The organism is uncultured Nostoc sp. (genome assembly GCF_964247315.1).
Classification (GTDB): domain Bacteria; phylum Cyanobacteriota; class Cyanobacteriia; order Cyanobacteriales; family Nostocaceae; genus Nostoc.
In genome coordinates this window covers 1-15,111 of sequence record NZ_CAXTTT010000156.1, presented here as the reverse complement: position 1 = coordinate 15,111, position 15,111 = coordinate 1, and the positions used below count along the sequence as shown (strand labels likewise).

The window sequence follows — 15,111 nt, the reverse complement described above, 5'->3', positions numbered from 1 at the left end:
AACGACCACCCGAATTCAATAAACGACCACCCGAATTCAATAAACGACCGCCCGAATTCAATAAACGACCGCCCGATTTCAATATATTTATTGCATAAATTCTCAAAACCTCACCTCAAACCTGATTTACTAAGGTTTTAGCTTTAGCTTTACCCCACCCTAACCATCACTGCGATTAAGTAGGTAATCTTTGGGATTTAAGAAGAAATTCGACTTGTGTGTACACGGTACCCTTAGTAAGGGAGGACGGCGTAGCCAGGGGTAAATATATGCAGCTTTACAAAGAAACGGTATAAGAACTAGCACAAATGGCTAGCAGTGTATCTCTAGAACATTGCTTTTCTTGAGTGTTTATCTTTAGGTATAAAATAATAAAGAAAAAAATCTGGTGAATTCACTAAAAACTAAAAAACGAAGCGCAGAGTAAAAAGCTTGTCAAATTCAGAGGTTAATCGTGTTTATCGACTACATCACACTCATGTTGATCAATATGGTAGCTGGGTTATTTCTACTCGCTGACTATGTGTATCGTGGTATAGATAATTCTAACCAAAAACCGTGGATTCCGGGATTTGGAATTACTGGGGCGATCGCACTTACAACTGGTTTACACATGAGCTTCACCTGGCCAGTAATGGGTAGCTTTAATATTGCCTACGGTGAGACAAGTGTTCTATTTGGAATCTTGTTTGTGGCAGCTGCGATCGCCCTGGCTCAAGGTTGGGATTTATTGACAATCGCAATTTACGGCTTCTTTGCTGGTGCAGTTGCGATCGTAGTCGGTATCCGGATCATCAACTTGAATTTGACAAAGCAACCGCTTTTATCGGGAATTGGCTTTATTTTAACTGGATTAGGTGGTGTTTTTGCAGCGCCAACTCTTTATTGGAAAACCAACCGAACTTGGCGACTAATTGGCGTAGCAGTGCTAATAGTAGCCGCTCTAATTTGGGCATTGACTGGATATTTGGCTTATTGGAATCATTTAGAGGGTTTCCAAAAGTGGGTTCCAGCGCCGATGCGGTAAGCAATGATCTAGGCTAGAGACATAGTTAAAACCTTGCTTAAAATCAATATGCTGGACTTTCTTAATCCCCTTTTAAATCGCCATCCAGAGCGAGTCAAAGCCAACGTCGAACTTTACACCTGGCAAACTTGTCCTTACTGCATTCGTGCCAAAATACTGCTGTGGTGGAAAGGTGTAAATTTTACTGAATACAAAATCGACGGTGACGAAGCAGCCAGAGCTAAAATGGCAGAACGCGCTAACGGCCGCCGTAGCGTACCACAAATTTTTATCAATAACCAGCACATTGGCGGCTGCGATGACCTCTATCAGCTAGACACACAAAGTAAACTCGATCCCCTTTTAGCCCAAGCCGCTATTTAGAAATCAAATTAGCTCCCAACAATTTCTTTGGTGATGCGATGTTGGGCAATTTTGGATTTTAAATTGCTCGGTGAGCAAGTTCGTAGTAAAGACTTTAGTCCTGAATTTTCTAAGCACTAAAGTACTTACTACAAAATTTTTATTACTAGCTTGACAAAGTGCCAGTAAAATGTATTGCAAGTTTGCCCACCTTTAGGGCAAGGAGTATCGAATTGATCGGAATATGCTAACTAAGTATACAGAATATCTTATACATCAACAATGGATGAGTTATGCCTTAGAATTAGCAAAAACAGCAGGTGATGCAGGTGAAATCCCTGTAGGTGCTGTTATCATTGATTCGACAGGCAAATTGCTAGCGCAAGGAGAAAATAGAAAAGAGCGCGACAAAGATCCTACCGCTCATGCGGAAATTCTCGCTCTCAAGACAGCGGCAATAACTTTACAAAATTGGCATCTTAATGAATGCACCCTTTATGTAACTCTCGAACCTTGCCCAATGTGTGCAGGTGCGATCGTCCAATCACGATTAGGATTACTTGTATATGGAGTAGACGATACAAAAACTGGCGCAATTCGTACAGTTATTAACATCCCCGATAGCGCTGCTTCTAATCACCGCTTACAGGTAATCGGAGGCATACTAGAGTCAGCTTGTCGTCAGCAATTACAGGCTTGGTTTGCTACTAAGCGGCGTCGGGTAAAATAACGGACAGAGGTAAAACTGTCCATCTAGTACGACACAAGTCACGCAAGAGAATCTACGGTGTAACTAATCAGGCATTTCGTTAAATTTTACCCGTCAATCAGCTGCATTCGTCATGATGGAATTTTACTCTTCATCCGATACCTGCCAGCACACCCCGGCAAATTCTCAGGTGGATAGCACTACCTCAAGGGTTTCTCCTTGGTTAAGTCCTCTGGCATATTTATTAGGGCGTCACTGCCTATTACCATTATTCTTTGGACAAATTAGAATAACCGGACAAAAAAATATCCCGACAACTGGGCCTGTGATCCTTGCGCCTACTCATCGAGCGCGTTGGGATGCTTTGCTCGTACCTTACGCTACCTCTGATTGTCGCAGAGAACAAGACCTGCGGTTTATGGTGACTATTGACGAATGCCAAGGTTTGCAAGGCTGGTTTGTCCAACGTTTGGGGGGGTTTCCTGTAAATTCTAAGCATCCGTCAATCCGCACGCTGCGACATGGAGTAGAGCTACTTCAGCAGCATAAAACCTTGGTGATTTTTCCAGAAGGTAACATTTTTCGTGATGGCCAAGTTCACCAATTAAAGCCAGGAATTGCCCGTCTTGCTTTGAGTGCTGAATCTAGTCATTCCGGGCTGGGAGTGAAAATTATACCCATAGGCATTAATTACAGCCAATCTTATCCCAATTGGGGTACAGATGTGAGTATTGACATTGGCTCTCCAATCAAAGTCGCGGATTACATGAATGGCTCTATAAAACAAGATGCCAAAAGCATTACAACTGATTTAGCAAAGGCACTGCAACAGTTAAGCTATCAAGAAACAAAAATTACTAACCACACATTTGCAGAAATTACTAATTCTTGAAATAGTCAAACCTCACAATTAATTATTGACCGTGCATAATTTAGAAACTGCACCTTTTCAATATTTGACACTAATTGCTAACTGCCATATTCATCCTCAGTAAGTCACAAAAGATTAGTGGTATTTTGCAACCCTTGAGGATGTATACATATATAGATTACCCTCTATTGATGATATATTCAGCCAAATTGGCATTTTTTTAAGCCAATAGTTAATTAATTGTTTGAAAACTACTGAATTGCTTGATGATAAATATTTTCACTATTTAGTAAGACAGTTAAATAAAAAGTTGGGAAGCGCGGACTGAGGATATCGCTATTCTGAACTAATTTGGTGCGATTGCAAATACTTCAAGTACTGCTTTGGGAAAATTATCCTGCTAAATATTCTAGTTAAGCTGAGATAATTATTGGGGAAGAAAGTCGGTAGTCAGACAGATGGTAACGTACTCCACCGTAGGTATCGCTCATTACAGCGACATAAGTTAGTTGGTATACAGGGGTAATGGGAACTCTATTAAACTGATTTTTAGTCTAAATCAGAGATACTTAGGATGTAACTTTGCTTTGTCCAAGACCAAAACAGAGTTAAGATACCCGAAGTTTCCATAACTCTTTTATATAGTTGTCGCACTAATTGATCCCATGAACACTGCTGTCGCTGTTACCTTGATGCACCGTACTGTTTTATCAGTTATAGCAGTCCTTAGCCTGCTATCACCTGTGAATGCTCAGGTATCACAGTCACCAGGCACTACCAGCCAACCACAACTCATTGACCCCAACGATCCTAATAATCTCCGCCCCATAACCGAAAGTAACAGCCTTTTGAGCATTGCAGGTGGCGATCGCTTAGTAAAAGATGCAGAACAAGCCGTTTCTGCTCAAAACTACCCCTTAGCTGCCAAGAAACTGCAAGAAGCACGTCAAGTTTATAATCAGCTATCTAATTTTTATCAAGAGTTAAATTCTAGTTTTTCGGGAATTGACAACAGAGTTTCTGATTCTCAGCGTCAAAAAGCTCTATTAACAGCCCAAAAGCGAGATGAAGCTACTTTTCAGCTAGCATTGGTACATCGGGCACAAAATCAGCCAGAATTAGCTGTACCATTGTTGATTCAAATAATTAAGAGTCAAAACCCAACGCGGGATTTAGGCCAGAAAGCCTATAAACAGTTGTTTGAGTTGGGTTTTGTTGATTCTCCTTATCCCAGACAAGGTGGTAATTCATCCTCCTCATCCCCAAAAAAATAAATTAAATTTTTGTTAGCTCTTTTTACCTACATTTTCCTAAACAGTTGCTTGGGAACGCCCCAGTGCTAGGATAGAGCTATCCGCCGTAACCTTGACCCAGCGTTCTTAAGCAATATACCCCAGAGGCGCCTTTGTCTACAGCCTTGCCAAAGCCTGAAGTTGGCACAGGCATTTGCTCTATATCTGTTAATAATAGAAAAGTAAGTTTTTTCAGGAATTGCGATGATTAGTCCGCAACAGGTTGAGGAAATGATCAAGGCGGAACTGCCAGACGCACAGGTTCAGGTGCAAGACTTGACTGGGGGCGGCGACCACTATCAGGTGACAGTAGTTTCATCGCACTTTGCAGGTAAAGGACTAGTGCAACAGCACCAGTTAGTTTATGGTGCGTTGGGTCAAGCTATGTCAACTGAAGCGATTCATGCCTTGGCGGTGAAAACATACACTCCCGAAGCTTGGCAAGCAACAGCAGCTTCGTAAATAAGAGTTAGAAGTTAGGAGTTATGAATCTAGACTCCTCACTACTCACTCTTCACTGTTGAATCCAACATAGGAAACATAAATACCATGACACCAGAACTCAAAGACAAAATTGATAGCTTAGTACAAGAAAACAAGATTTTAGTTTTCATGAAGGGAAACAAGTTAATGCCCCAATGTGGTTTCTCCAACAATGTTGTGCAGATTCTCAATACCTTGGGAGTTCCCTTTGAGACGGTTGACGTTCTATCAGACGCGGAAATTCGTCAAGGTATTAAAGAATACTCCAGCTGGCCCACAATTCCCCAAGTGTATCTCAATGGTGAATTCCTTGGCGGTTCTGACATCTTAATTGAACTGTACCAAAAAGGTGAATTGCAGCAAAAGGTAGAAGTAGCATTAGCTTCTTGATCTTTCTTTACACAAACTAAGAGATATACTGCTGAATTTGCCCTTAGCAATTAAAGCAATGTGCCGTTTTTAATATCCTTGAAAGGAGAGACACTATATTCTCTTCCCTTTCAAGGGTTTTTTAATCGGTTTCTGACAAAAATACTCTTTGTTGAACTTAGTTTCATAGCTAGCCAACAATCCCCTCAGTCGTATTGGCAAAACCAATATAGGACTGAGGGGATGCGTTTAATCAATACAATATCTCCAAAATTTCACACCACGGCAACCCGTTGACTAATACAAATAATATGCTATAATTATTTGCGGTAATTAACGGTTACTATCAATGACCAGGTAAATGGTACTTAGTAGTAATCGGGTTGTGGCTGTGGTTGCGGGACTGCAAAGTTCGATCCATCGTACAAGTAGCGGCTGGCTTCTTCTTCTAGGCGATGAATCAGAAAAGGTTCAATGACGTTGCTATGTCGCAGTGCGGCTAGATATCCATCCAAATACATCCGCATATCATCTGTGCGATAACCGCGATTCCATAGCTCGACGAAGGCGTCAGTGAGTCTTTGGTAATAGCGGATGGTTTGTGTGTCTTGGAGCATAACTGCTGTATTAATCTCTTTGGAATGAGAATTGGAAATGATTCACGCTCAAATGTGAAGTGTAATTTCACTTTGGCATTAACTCAAAGTCAACACATCTACTTTGGGTAGTACCCTCATAGCAGCTACAAGCTTCTTTAATCCTATTCCAGAAAACATCAATTCTAGTTAGCTGCGAAGTTATTTTTTTTGATTTTTATAATCAACATCCCAATTGTATTGATGTTATATTCCTGGATAGAAGCACAAAAATTTTTGCGAAAAAATCGACTTTCACCATCAAGTTGAAACGCTGTTGTAGTAAGGTTAGCTGGTTGGGTTCTAGATATTTGTCATATAACACCCATCTCAAAGCAAAATGTTAAGCTAAAAGAACTTTTTATAAGTCTAACAACACTTTCTAAAAATTTAATAAAAATTTAATAATATTTATAATCGCCTATCGGCAAGGCATAAAGGCATAAGTTAAAGATATTGACACTGATTTTATTAGGAAATGTAAAGTTAATCGCAATTGAAGTAACAAAGGCTACAAAACCTTAGAGATGGGCTTGTTACTTTGAAAGTCATCAACGCTAAGGGATCTTGCCACCGTGGGTTCGGTTTGTATAGAAATCATTGAGGGGAATCCCCATCTGAGATCGTTGTTGGGTTGGCACTTGCAACAACTGGAATACCGCGTGCATCAAGCTGCCAGTATTTATCAAGCAAGGGAAGTATTTTTAAGCCATCAACCAACACTGGTAGTTTTAGATGCAGACCTGCCTGATGGTGATGGCATTGAGTTTTGTCGTTGGTTGCATCGTCAGCAGCAGCCTCTAATCTTAATGCTATCTGCCCGTAATAGTGAAGCTGATATAGTCGCAGGTTTAAAGGCGGGTGCAGATGATTACCTGAGCAAACCTTTTGGAATGCAAGAGTTTTTGGCACGGGTAGAAGCACTGATTCGCCGGAAGCGCACACCTACGGCACCAGCTTATTTGGATTATGGCACTTTGCAAATCGATTTAGTTCAGCGTCGTGTCCGCTTCCAAGGGGAGTTCATTGACTTAACGCCCCAAGAATTCAGTTTGCTGTACGTTTTAGCACAAGCTGGGGGAGTACCTCTAAGTAGATCGGAATTGCTGCGTCGTGCTTGGCCTGACGCTATCGATAACCCTCGTACTATCGATACTCACGTTTTATCGCTGCGGAAAAAGGTTGAATTAGATCCTCGGCAACCCAATTTGATTCAAACTATCCGCAATGTTGGATACCGTTTTAACATGGAAATTTTGAATACCAATATTTCACAGTCACAGACAACAAAGTTAACTAGAGAGAGATTTAATAATCAACGTTCAACACTTACTAGTAGTCAAGTATGATCGGGCATTGGGCATCGGGCATCGGGGAGTAAGATAACGATTGCTGACTTCTGTCTCCTTATCAAGCCAAATTTAAAATCCAAAATCGTCTTGAGCTGCTGCTTGAATTAAGCTTTTTCGTAATTCAATCCAGTCTATCTCTGAGGCTGTTTGATTTGCAAACAAATGACCTTGTTGCAGGTGTAATAACCGAGCGCAAAACATCTGGGCTAGTTCCAGCTGGTGATTGACCATCAGAATCGTGGTTTGATAAGTTTGACTCAACTGGATTAAGACTTGCATTAGATGAGAAGCTGTACCAGTATCTAGGGCAGAGGTTGGCTCGTCTAATAATAATATTTTAGGCTGGATGACTAAGGCACGAGCGATCGCTACTAGTTGTCGTTGTCCTGCTGAAAGTTGCACCTCTGTTCGCCCTAAGCATTCACTGGGAATGTGCAGTTGTTCTGTCCAGTAATCGATTCGTTGCTGAATTGTCTGTTTGGGCAAACCACGCAAAACTAAAGGATAAGCCAAGGCTTGCCCAACTGTCATCCCCAACAGTTTTGACTCTTGCAATACAAGTACAAGCATCTGCCGTAGCTGGATGACGGGAATTTGGCGATATTCTTGATTTTCTAGATAGAGTTTACCACTCGTGGGTTCAATTAGGCGGTTGATGAGGTGTAATAACGAAGTTTTCCCAGCGCCTACTGGGCCTACAATGGCAATGCGCGAACCCTGGAATACCTCTAAGGAAATATCCTGCAATATGGGGTATCCCTGCTGATTGCCGGGAAGTTGAGTTTTCAGCTTCGTAAACAGATTAACTTGCTCTAGCCTGAGTGTGGCTTTTGCTGTATTCACGGGGAGTGGGGAGTGCGGAGAAATAACCAATGCCCCATGCCTAATTTTAAGTTAATTGTGCAGTAGTTAAAGCTGTAGCGATCGCCCAGCCATCGACTAATAGTAGCAGCAGAGTAAATCCCAGTAAAATCAGGTACATCCACGGCTGTGCTAAAGGGCGAACATCTGTGGTATCAATGCCCGTCTTTACTTGGACAATTTGCACCAAACGGGCGAATCCAGCTACACGCATCGGTAGTAAATAAGCTTTCCCATCCTGGCTGAGGAAGTAATAAACTAGCCCTCCTTGCCCAGTACTGCGGGGTTTTAACTCTTTCACCTCTGACCAAGGTAAAGACCAGCCTTTACGAAAAAAGCGAGGCACCCAGGCGGGGTAAGTAACCTGAATTCCTTGGTCATCTACTGTTACTTGTTCAGTTAATACCGCGTACAAGGCAACTAAACCGATGCCAATCCCTATCCACAATAATTCTGGAGGTACGGGTGCAGCTGTTACCTGCGATAAGAAGGGTAATGGGACTGTGAGTGCTATGTATAGACTCAGCAACGTTATCCGAATCAAAGGAGACAGATGAAAAACAGAAGCTGAGATATTGGCTGAGTTTGCTGTCACGGCTCAATTACAATACTTTTCTTCATTGTAGGGTAGGTTTATCTCCCTGGTAGTTGGTGTATGGTAGTTCACGGTAAATACTTTTGCACTACAATCCAACCAGTAAGGGACACCCAGGCAAATCCTATAAACAAAATAATATTGACGCCGATATGTAAGGGTCTAGCCCAAGGTCGTCTGGCACTAATTTGGGTCGCACTGAAAGCAGACAGTAGAACTAATGCTACCACTATCAACCCAGCAATTAGGTGTGACGAGTGACCTAAAGAGCCAAAGTGCCCTAAAGTGCCAACAATGCCGATCGCTAGCAACAGTAGCACTAAACTTACCATACTGATGCCCATTGTATAGTGAAGCGATCGCACTCCTTTATTTCCGCCCATAAACGGGGTAATAAAAGGAAATTGCTGCGAAGTTCTCGCCCGAAACATCCAAACGCCGGTAATTGCTAACATCAGATATGCCAGCAGGGATAATCCCATTGACCAGGCAGCTATTTTCCACAACCAAAGAAATGAAGGCAGATTCATAAGATTGATTGTAGATGAGATGAAGGGGACAAGGAGAATAACCAATGCCCCATGACCCATTCCCCATGCCCAATTCCCAATAAATAATAAACAAAAAAGGCTGCTGAATTAGCAACCCTTAAATTTAGATAAAATTGTTTTTTTTAATCAACCGAGGCGAGACCAAGGATTTGCAAGGGTTTTGTAGTATCTCCGATTGTTGTATTAATTTGCTGCACCATTAATTTGGTATTAATAGGGTCTTTTCCATCTGATGAGTCTGTATCAAACTCATAAGTACTGGGTTCTTCGAGCATCAGGCGATCGCACGGAATCTTATCGGATAAAATTGCACTTGCCATCATCCCTGTATGAATCTCCACTTGACCTTTTCGCGGAGCTTCAAAAACCAAACGTTGTCCAGGGAAAACAACCCTTTCAAAGTACCAGTTGGGAATGTTGGAGATGCGAGCTACCTGTATTTTGCTCGTGGCATTTATGTAGCAGCAGAGAATTTTTCCTGATTGCTCAGGTGGTAGAGGATCTAATATTTGAGCCATAACTGCTGAGGAGCTTTACGCCACAATTTTACATTACACTAGCCAAGCCTAGCACCCACTGATCCCCAGTTGCTGTAACTGCGAATACCAACTGAGTAGTTGTAGATTATTTCTCTCTAAAGATATATTTTTAGTTCTGAAAATTTTGTAAATATTCACACCTTTTTCGTAATTATACACTATAAATAAAAGTTTTAGATATTTTTTTCTGGTATCAAAGTTTCAATTCTCTTAAAACAGATTGTTGGGGAATTGACATAACAACGATCCCCTTGCTTTTTGCATAGCGAGGAAGTGAGTTTTGCTGTTTCATCTATCCCAGGATTAATCGACGGGGATCATCGCTTAATGAATAAACTCGATGTTATGGTAAAGCTATATGAAAAAATGTCTTCATCAAGCTCTCTATAGATTCTATGTATGTTTTATGCATAGAAATTTTAGCGTTTTCCGCAGTTGCTAACGGCAGTTTATTCGGAATTACCAATAATCGGCTGAAATGTCAAGCACGATTGCGACCGATAAAACCAAATAAAACAAGCACACATTTTAAGACTGGATGTTTTTCTCGCTTTTTCCACAGATTGGCAAGATGGAAGTTAAAACACAGATGATAGAAAATCGAATTCTTTATGTTCGGCTTCCTTGTAACCCCATCTTTCCTATTGGGGTTGTCTACCTGAGCGATCATGTCCACAAGCAGTTTCCTAATATTGAACAGCGCATCTTTGATTTGGGAACAGTGCCACCTTTAGACTACAGTTCGGCTCTGGATCGCTGTATTAATGAATTTAAACCGACACTACTAGTATTTTCTTGGCGGGATATTCAAATTTATGCCCCAGTTGGCGGACGTGGTGGCAACCCCCTACAAAATGCCTTTGAATTTTACTACGCTAAGAATCCTCTATTGAAACTACGCGGTGGATTAGGTGGTTTGCGAATCTTCATCGCTTACTATGTAGAGTTGTGGCGAAACCAAAGCTTAATCAAACGCGGTTTAAAACGTGCCCAAAAATATAATTCTGATGCTCGTGTAGTTGTCGGTGGTGGTGCAGTCAGCGTATTTTACGAGCAACTGGGTAGAAGCTTACCCCAAGGGACGATTATTTCTGTGGGTGAAGGCGAAACCCTGCTGGAAAAACTTTTAAGTGGCAGAGATTTTCGAGATGAACGCTGTTACGTTGCTGGAGAAACTCAACCACGGAAACGGCTAATTCACGAACAACCTACCCCAATAGAAAAAACAGCTTGTAATTACGACTATATCGAAAGCATCTGGCCGGAATTTAACTATTACCTGCAAGAGCAAGACTTTTATATAGGTGTACAAACTAAGCGTGGTTGTCCTCACAACTGTTGTTATTGCGTCTACACTGTTGTCGAAGGCAAACAAGTACGCATCAACCCAGCAGATGAAGTAGTTGCGGAGATGCGCCAATTATACGATCGCGGCATTCGCAACTTCTGGTTTACCGATGCCCAATTCATCCCCGCAAAAAAATTTATCGCCGATGCCATAGAACTATTGCAAAAAATCGTCGATTCTGGTATGACAGATATCCACTGGGCAGCATATATCAGAGCCGACAATTTGACACCCCAGTTGTGTGACTTGATGGCGAAAACCGGGATGAACTATTTTGAAATCGGCATTACCAGTGGTTCGCAAGAACTCGTGCGGAAAATGCGGATGGGGTATAACCTACGAACTGTCTTGCAAAACTGCCGTGACTTAAAAGCCGCTGGTTTTAACGACTTAGTTTCTGTCAACTACTCCTTTAACGTGATTGACGAACGTCCCGAAACCATCCGCCAAACCATCGCTTACCACCGCGAACTAGAACGGATTTTTGGTGCTGATAAAGTCGAACCTGCCATTTTCTTTATTGGACTACAACCCCATACCCATTTAGAAGAATATGCTTTCAAAGAAGGCATCCTCAAACCAGGGTACGATCCAATGAGTTTGATGCCGTGGACAGCCAAAAAACTTCTCTGGAATCCCGAACCCCTTGGATCATTTTTCGGCGAAGTCTGCTTACAAGCTTGGCAACAAAACCCCAACGACTTCGGACGCGAAGTCATGAAAATCTTAGAAGAAAAGCTGGGTTGTGCTGACTTAGAAGCAGCACTGACAGCACCATTAGAAACGAAAGAAAAACAGTTAGCAGGTGTATCCTAGTAAACACGAATTCTAATTTTTCTCTTCTGTATCGCGCCAGTTGCTTAAAGTCGGGAAACCCGCCCAACGCACTGGCTTCTCTGTGCCTCTGCGATTATTTTTACCAAATCCCATGTTAGAAGGTTCAATCCTACAACAGCTTGAAACAGCCCATCGCCACACCACCAGGCCAATTCGATTCGGTGTTTATTACAAAAATACCTTAGTTGCCCTGTGCCACGCTCTCGAAGACCATATCTTAACCGACGACGGTACACCCCTAGTGATCACAGCCTTCCAACAGGGTAAATGGTATCTACAAGAAGCTGAACGATATGCAGACATTGCCCAACGCAGCCGCCAAATTGCCATCATGGCTGCCTCTGAATCCGGCTTTGTTGAACATCCTACCAGCCAGCTACCCAATGTAGACTTAGTAAGATTAGATCCAAGCGATCCAGTAGCGCAAGAGTGGCATTTAATTATTTTATCGCCAAAATACACAGCAATGGTAATTTGTCAAGAATTATCAGAGGCTGATTATGGCAACGCTGGAGTACCGACATCAGACTTAGAGCGCAAATTCTATGGTTTGTGGACATTTGAGCCAGAGTTGGTGGAAGAAACAGCAGAAATAGCGATCGCTCACATCAAAAAATACAACCCAGAACTGGCGAAAAAACTCACAGCCGATAAACAACAAATTGTACCGTCAATTGCGAGATCCCAAAATTTAGGTTCAGTGGTCTTCCGTGTCGTAGATTACCTCCAGACTGGACAGGATAATTTATCCATCCCGGTAGCGCTTCAGAAACAAACACTGGATCGCAACTTAGTTTCTAACGAAATCCAAGCATTTTTACGAATGGCACAATTGATGGACATGGCAGATGTCAACAATCCAATGGCAGCTGCGGAAGTAGTCGTACTTGCTGAAGTGATCGCCCAGCTTTTGGATCTTCCCGCATGGCAGATCAAAAGATTGCGGCTAGCGGCTTTGTTGCATCGCATAGATCCATTACAAAATGCAGAAAGTGTCCTCACTTCTGGTAATATATCGGCACGCTACCAAGAAGATGCCCCCTGTTGTCCTTTAATACCAGGAGCGCAAGTATTGCGAACAATGCCACGACTGCGAGCCGTTGCCCAAATTATTACTCACCAAACTGAGTGGTGGAATGGTTTAGGAGAACCAGGAGGTTTAGCTGGAGATGAAATTCCCTTAGAGTCGAGAATTTTGGCATTATTGGCAGACTTTCAGTGGCGAGTCAATCAGCGAAAATCGTCAAATCAAAGCCGGGAACAGATATTTACTCAAGCTTTAGATGAGTGCAGACAGCAACAATCTACCCGCTTTGACCCTAAACTTGTAGATACCCTAGCTTTATTAGTAATGGGTTTACAACAGGGACTTGACTTACCCTTGATGACACCCAAATTCAGCGCTGGCATCTGGATACTTGATTCCCAATGGGATAGCCACAGCAAGATTAGTGAGGAGATTGGTAGTTACTTTACATGAATATTGAAGCCATTAAATTAGGAAAACTCAAACAACTTCCAGGGGCTAATTTAGAAGACGAGGAACTCTCCCGACTGGATTTAAGCCGAATTAATCTTGCTGGCGCTACCCTTGTCGGCACTAATTTCGCTGGTTCTAAGCTCGAAGGTGGGCATTTGGAGGGGGCAAATTTCATGGGAGCAAACCTCCAAAAAACTGACTTGCGCGCGAACTTGATGGGAGCAAACCTGATGCAAGCAGATTTAACAGGCGCTGACTTGCGGGGTAGTAATTTGCGTGGTGCTAACTTGATGGGAGCAAGACTCAGTGATGTGTCATTGGTGGGTGCTTTCTTGAGTGGTGCTAATTTGATGAATGTGAACTTGCAAGGTGTAGACTTGCGCAGTGCTGACTTGCGCGGTGCAAACCTGACTGGGGCAAATCTCAAAGGTGCAGACTTGAGTCGCACCGATTTACAAGGGGCTTTGTTGAGTGAAGCAAACTTGGAAGAAGCTGACTTGCGGGGGGCGAATCTAGCAGGGGCGAATTTAACAGGAGCGAATTTACTCTGTGCAGAGTTAGAAGGTGCAAATTTGAGCGGCGTTAATTTGAATAAGGCGTGTGTCGTGGGGACAGTAGTAGAAACGCTTGCGTAAAAATTGCACCAAAAAACCACCTGTGCCGATTATTTGTATTTTTGAGGACTACCCAGAATGACACCCGTCGCCGCACAAGTCTCAATTACTGCAATTATTCCCATGTTGACTGCGATCGCAAATCGGCAATGGGGACAGTTCAAAGAACTGGAGGCAAATTTTGTATCCCTATATGGAGTAGAAGTATGGCAAGAGGTTTTTAATTTCTGTCTTAAGCCAGCACTGGATAAAGATTCTGACAGATGGCTACTGATCCAGTGGTGTGGTGAAGGAATTATCTCAGTCAAAAATGTGGCGTAGGTGCGATCGCGCAAGGTGAATTATGGTGATCGTTTTTATTCTCATCCGAAGGTCACTGCTTTGCCGTTTTGCAGTATTCTTAGCTATTGTTAAAATTTTTGCAGATGAAGTAGGTAAAAATTTGTGAGTCTACAAGAAATCATAAAACTAGCAAAGCAACTTTCAACTGTGGACAAAGTACGTTTAATCCAACAAATTACTCCTGATATAGAACGCGAGTTAACAGATAAACTGTCTACTTTTCCCCGCCAATCCTTGTGGGGGCTATGTGCTGATTTAGGAAACGCACCTTCTACAGAGGAAATTGATGTAGCCCGTAGTGAAGAATGGGCTAGCTTTCCACGGGAGGATATTTGATGCTGCGTGCTGTAGCTGACACCCATGCAGTAATTTGGTACATTTTTGGCGATTCACGATTATCAACAACTGCCCAAAATACTATAGCCCAAATAGCATCTTCTGGAGATCAAGTTGCTTTCTCCTCCATTACGCTAGCCGAAATTGTATACCTGAGTGAGAAAGGGCGTATTTCTCCACTAACACTTGAACGCCTGCTTGCATCTGTTGACACAACTGATACTGTACTGCTTGAAGTTCCTTTTACTAGGCACATAGCCGAAGCTTTACGCTTAGTGAATCGCTCACAAGTACCAGATTTACCCGATCGCATTATTGCTGCTACAGCCTTATATCTAGGAGTACCAGTGATTAGTCGAGATAAGAAAATTCAATTATCCAGTGTTAATACAATTTGGTGACGGTTACATAGGTAATAGCGCTATATTTTTAGAAGCAATTTTTGAGTTATTTGTCAAATTTACTTCATTTATATCAGCAATTCCAAATTCAAATTTTGACAACAGGTACAGTCTACCTTGAGGATAA

At 42.2% G+C, this 15,111-nt stretch carries 19 protein-coding genes; 14 read left to right on the top strand and 5 right to left on the bottom strand.

Annotated elements, in window-relative coordinates:
* Positions 1-454 precede the first annotated feature (454 nt).
* The 7 genes from ACFE93_RS30805 to grxD all read left to right on the top strand — a co-directional run bounded on the left by ACFE93_RS30805 (position 455) and on the right by grxD (position 5,114).
* A complete protein-coding gene (locus tag ACFE93_RS30805) occupies positions 455-1,027 on the top strand; it encodes a DUF981 family protein (protein ID WP_375479304.1) in 573 nt (190 codons plus the stop codon).
* Positions 1,028-1,075: 48 nt separating this feature from the next.
* Positions 1,076-1,390: a glutaredoxin 3 gene (gene grxC, locus ACFE93_RS30800; protein WP_375479302.1), complete on the top strand. Its 315-nt coding sequence runs from the start codon at positions 1,076-1,078 to the stop codon at positions 1,388-1,390.
* Positions 1,391-1,613: 223 nt separating this feature from the next.
* A complete protein-coding gene (gene tadA / locus ACFE93_RS30795; RefSeq protein ID WP_375479300.1) occupies positions 1,614-2,099 on the top strand; it encodes a tRNA adenosine(34) deaminase TadA in 486 nt (161 codons plus the stop codon).
* 112 nt (positions 2,100-2,211) lie between these two features.
* Positions 2,212-2,970 carry a lysophospholipid acyltransferase family protein gene (locus ACFE93_RS30790; RefSeq protein ID WP_375479298.1) on the top strand — a complete coding sequence of 253 codons (759 nt, stop codon included), beginning with the start codon at positions 2,212-2,214 and terminating at the stop codon, positions 2,968-2,970.
* Positions 2,971-3,614: 644 nt separating this feature from the next.
* Positions 3,615-4,223: a hypothetical protein gene (locus tag ACFE93_RS30785; protein ID WP_375479296.1), complete on the top strand. Its 609-nt coding sequence runs from the start codon at positions 3,615-3,617 to the stop codon at positions 4,221-4,223.
* Between the two features lie 222 nt (positions 4,224-4,445).
* Positions 4,446-4,703 (top strand): BolA family protein, encoded by a 258-nt coding sequence (locus ACFE93_RS30780; protein WP_292859473.1) that lies wholly within the window; start codon positions 4,446-4,448, stop codon positions 4,701-4,703.
* Positions 4,704-4,790: 87 nt separating this feature from the next.
* The gene (gene grxD, locus ACFE93_RS30775) at positions 4,791-5,114 is read left to right on the top strand and encodes a Grx4 family monothiol glutaredoxin (protein WP_335048898.1); all 324 of its coding nucleotides are present in this window, start codon (positions 4,791-4,793) and stop codon (positions 5,112-5,114) included.
* Positions 5,115-5,461: 347 nt separating this feature from the next.
* Here the strand turns inward: grxD and ACFE93_RS30770 are convergent, their stop codons facing one another.
* Positions 5,462-5,710 carry a DUF6761 family protein gene (locus ACFE93_RS30770; protein WP_104907495.1) on the bottom strand — a complete coding sequence of 83 codons (249 nt, stop codon included), beginning with the start codon at positions 5,708-5,710 and terminating at the stop codon, positions 5,462-5,464.
* A gap of 593 nt (positions 5,711-6,303) precedes the next feature.
* Between ACFE93_RS30770 and ACFE93_RS30765 the strand changes: the two genes are divergently transcribed.
* Positions 6,304-7,077 carry a response regulator transcription factor gene (locus tag ACFE93_RS30765; RefSeq protein ID WP_375479294.1) on the top strand — a complete coding sequence of 258 codons (774 nt, stop codon included), beginning with the start codon at positions 6,304-6,306 and terminating at the stop codon, positions 7,075-7,077.
* A 72-nt stretch (positions 7,078-7,149) separates the two neighbouring features.
* Here the strand turns inward: ACFE93_RS30765 and ACFE93_RS30760 are convergent, their stop codons facing one another.
* The 4 genes from ACFE93_RS30760 to ACFE93_RS30745 form a co-directional block, all read right to left on the bottom strand.
* Positions 7,150-7,923, bottom strand: coding sequence for an ATP-binding cassette domain-containing protein (locus tag ACFE93_RS30760; protein WP_375479292.1), 774 nt, complete (start codon positions 7,921-7,923; stop codon positions 7,150-7,152).
* A gap of 46 nt (positions 7,924-7,969) precedes the next feature.
* The gene (locus tag ACFE93_RS30755) at positions 7,970-8,536 is read right to left on the bottom strand and encodes a hypothetical protein (RefSeq protein ID WP_334845899.1); all 567 of its coding nucleotides are present in this window, start codon (positions 8,534-8,536) and stop codon (positions 7,970-7,972) included.
* Between the two features lie 68 nt (positions 8,537-8,604).
* Positions 8,605-9,066: a DUF4079 domain-containing protein gene (locus ACFE93_RS30750; RefSeq protein ID WP_334899333.1), complete on the bottom strand. Its 462-nt coding sequence runs from the start codon at positions 9,064-9,066 to the stop codon at positions 8,605-8,607.
* A 143-nt stretch (positions 9,067-9,209) separates the two neighbouring features.
* Positions 9,210-9,605: a DUF1830 domain-containing protein gene (locus ACFE93_RS30745; protein WP_375479289.1), complete on the bottom strand. Its 396-nt coding sequence runs from the start codon at positions 9,603-9,605 to the stop codon at positions 9,210-9,212.
* 592 nt (positions 9,606-10,197) lie between these two features.
* Between ACFE93_RS30745 and ACFE93_RS30740 the strand changes: the two genes are divergently transcribed.
* The 6 genes from ACFE93_RS30740 (at position 10,198) to ACFE93_RS30715 (ending at position 14,984) form a co-directional block, all read left to right on the top strand.
* On the top strand, positions 10,198-11,790 hold the full coding sequence (locus ACFE93_RS30740) for a photosystem II high light acclimation radical SAM protein (protein ID WP_375479287.1): 1,593 nt from the start codon (positions 10,198-10,200) through the stop codon (positions 11,788-11,790).
* Positions 11,791-11,902: 112 nt separating this feature from the next.
* Positions 11,903-13,291: a DICT sensory domain-containing protein gene (locus ACFE93_RS30735; RefSeq protein ID WP_375479306.1), complete on the top strand. Its 1,389-nt coding sequence runs from the start codon at positions 11,903-11,905 to the stop codon at positions 13,289-13,291.
* Complete coding sequence (locus ACFE93_RS30730) at positions 13,288-13,926, top strand: pentapeptide repeat-containing protein (protein ID WP_375479285.1); 639 nt, start codon at positions 13,288-13,290, stop codon at positions 13,924-13,926. The genes ACFE93_RS30735 and ACFE93_RS30730 overlap by 4 nt, the downstream gene beginning before the upstream one ends.
* 57 nt (positions 13,927-13,983) lie before the next feature.
* Positions 13,984-14,226, top strand: a complete 243-nt coding sequence (locus ACFE93_RS30725; protein ID WP_375479283.1) for a hypothetical protein — start codon at positions 13,984-13,986, stop codon at positions 14,224-14,226.
* Between the two features lie 123 nt (positions 14,227-14,349).
* On the top strand, positions 14,350-14,583 hold the full coding sequence (locus tag ACFE93_RS30720) for a hypothetical protein (RefSeq protein WP_375479281.1): 234 nt from the start codon (positions 14,350-14,352) through the stop codon (positions 14,581-14,583).
* A complete protein-coding gene (locus tag ACFE93_RS30715; protein WP_375479279.1) occupies positions 14,583-14,984 on the top strand; it encodes a type II toxin-antitoxin system VapC family toxin in 402 nt (133 codons plus the stop codon). Before ACFE93_RS30720 ends, ACFE93_RS30715 begins: the two co-directional genes overlap by 1 nt.
* Positions 14,985-15,111 lie beyond the last annotated feature (127 nt).

What these genes read in the sequence shown, in the direction of transcription:
- ACFE93_RS30725 (WP_375479283.1), top strand. Translation starts at nt 13,984, where the DNA reads ATGACACCCGTCGCCGCACAAGTCTCAATTACTGCAATTATTCCCATG.
- tadA (WP_375479300.1), top strand. Translation starts at nt 1,614, where the DNA reads ATGCTAACTAAGTATACAGAATATCTTATACATCAACAATGGATGAGT.
- ACFE93_RS30730 (WP_375479285.1), top strand. Translation starts at nt 13,288, where the DNA reads ATGAATATTGAAGCCATTAAATTAGGAAAACTCAAACAACTTCCAGGG.
- ACFE93_RS30790 (WP_375479298.1), top strand. Translation starts at nt 2,212, where the DNA reads ATGATGGAATTTTACTCTTCATCCGATACCTGCCAGCACACCCCGGCA.
- ACFE93_RS30745 (WP_375479289.1), bottom strand. Translation starts at nt 9,605, where the DNA reads ATGGCTCAAATATTAGATCCTCTACCACCTGAGCAATCAGGAAAAATT.
- ACFE93_RS30715 (WP_375479279.1), top strand. Translation starts at nt 14,583, where the DNA reads ATGCTGCGTGCTGTAGCTGACACCCATGCAGTAATTTGGTACATTTTT.
- ACFE93_RS30780 (WP_292859473.1), top strand. Translation starts at nt 4,446, where the DNA reads ATGATTAGTCCGCAACAGGTTGAGGAAATGATCAAGGCGGAACTGCCA.
- ACFE93_RS30770 (WP_104907495.1), bottom strand. Translation starts at nt 5,710, where the DNA reads ATGCTCCAAGACACACAAACCATCCGCTATTACCAAAGACTCACTGAC.
- grxD (WP_335048898.1), top strand. Translation starts at nt 4,791, where the DNA reads ATGACACCAGAACTCAAAGACAAAATTGATAGCTTAGTACAAGAAAAC.
- ACFE93_RS30735 (WP_375479306.1), top strand. Translation starts at nt 11,903, where the DNA reads ATGTTAGAAGGTTCAATCCTACAACAGCTTGAAACAGCCCATCGCCAC.
- ACFE93_RS30740 (WP_375479287.1), top strand. Translation starts at nt 10,198, where the DNA reads ATGGAAGTTAAAACACAGATGATAGAAAATCGAATTCTTTATGTTCGG.
- grxC (WP_375479302.1), top strand. Translation starts at nt 1,076, where the DNA reads ATGCTGGACTTTCTTAATCCCCTTTTAAATCGCCATCCAGAGCGAGTC.
- ACFE93_RS30785 (WP_375479296.1), top strand. Translation starts at nt 3,615, where the DNA reads ATGAACACTGCTGTCGCTGTTACCTTGATGCACCGTACTGTTTTATCA.
- ACFE93_RS30750 (WP_334899333.1), bottom strand. Translation starts at nt 9,066, where the DNA reads ATGAATCTGCCTTCATTTCTTTGGTTGTGGAAAATAGCTGCCTGGTCA.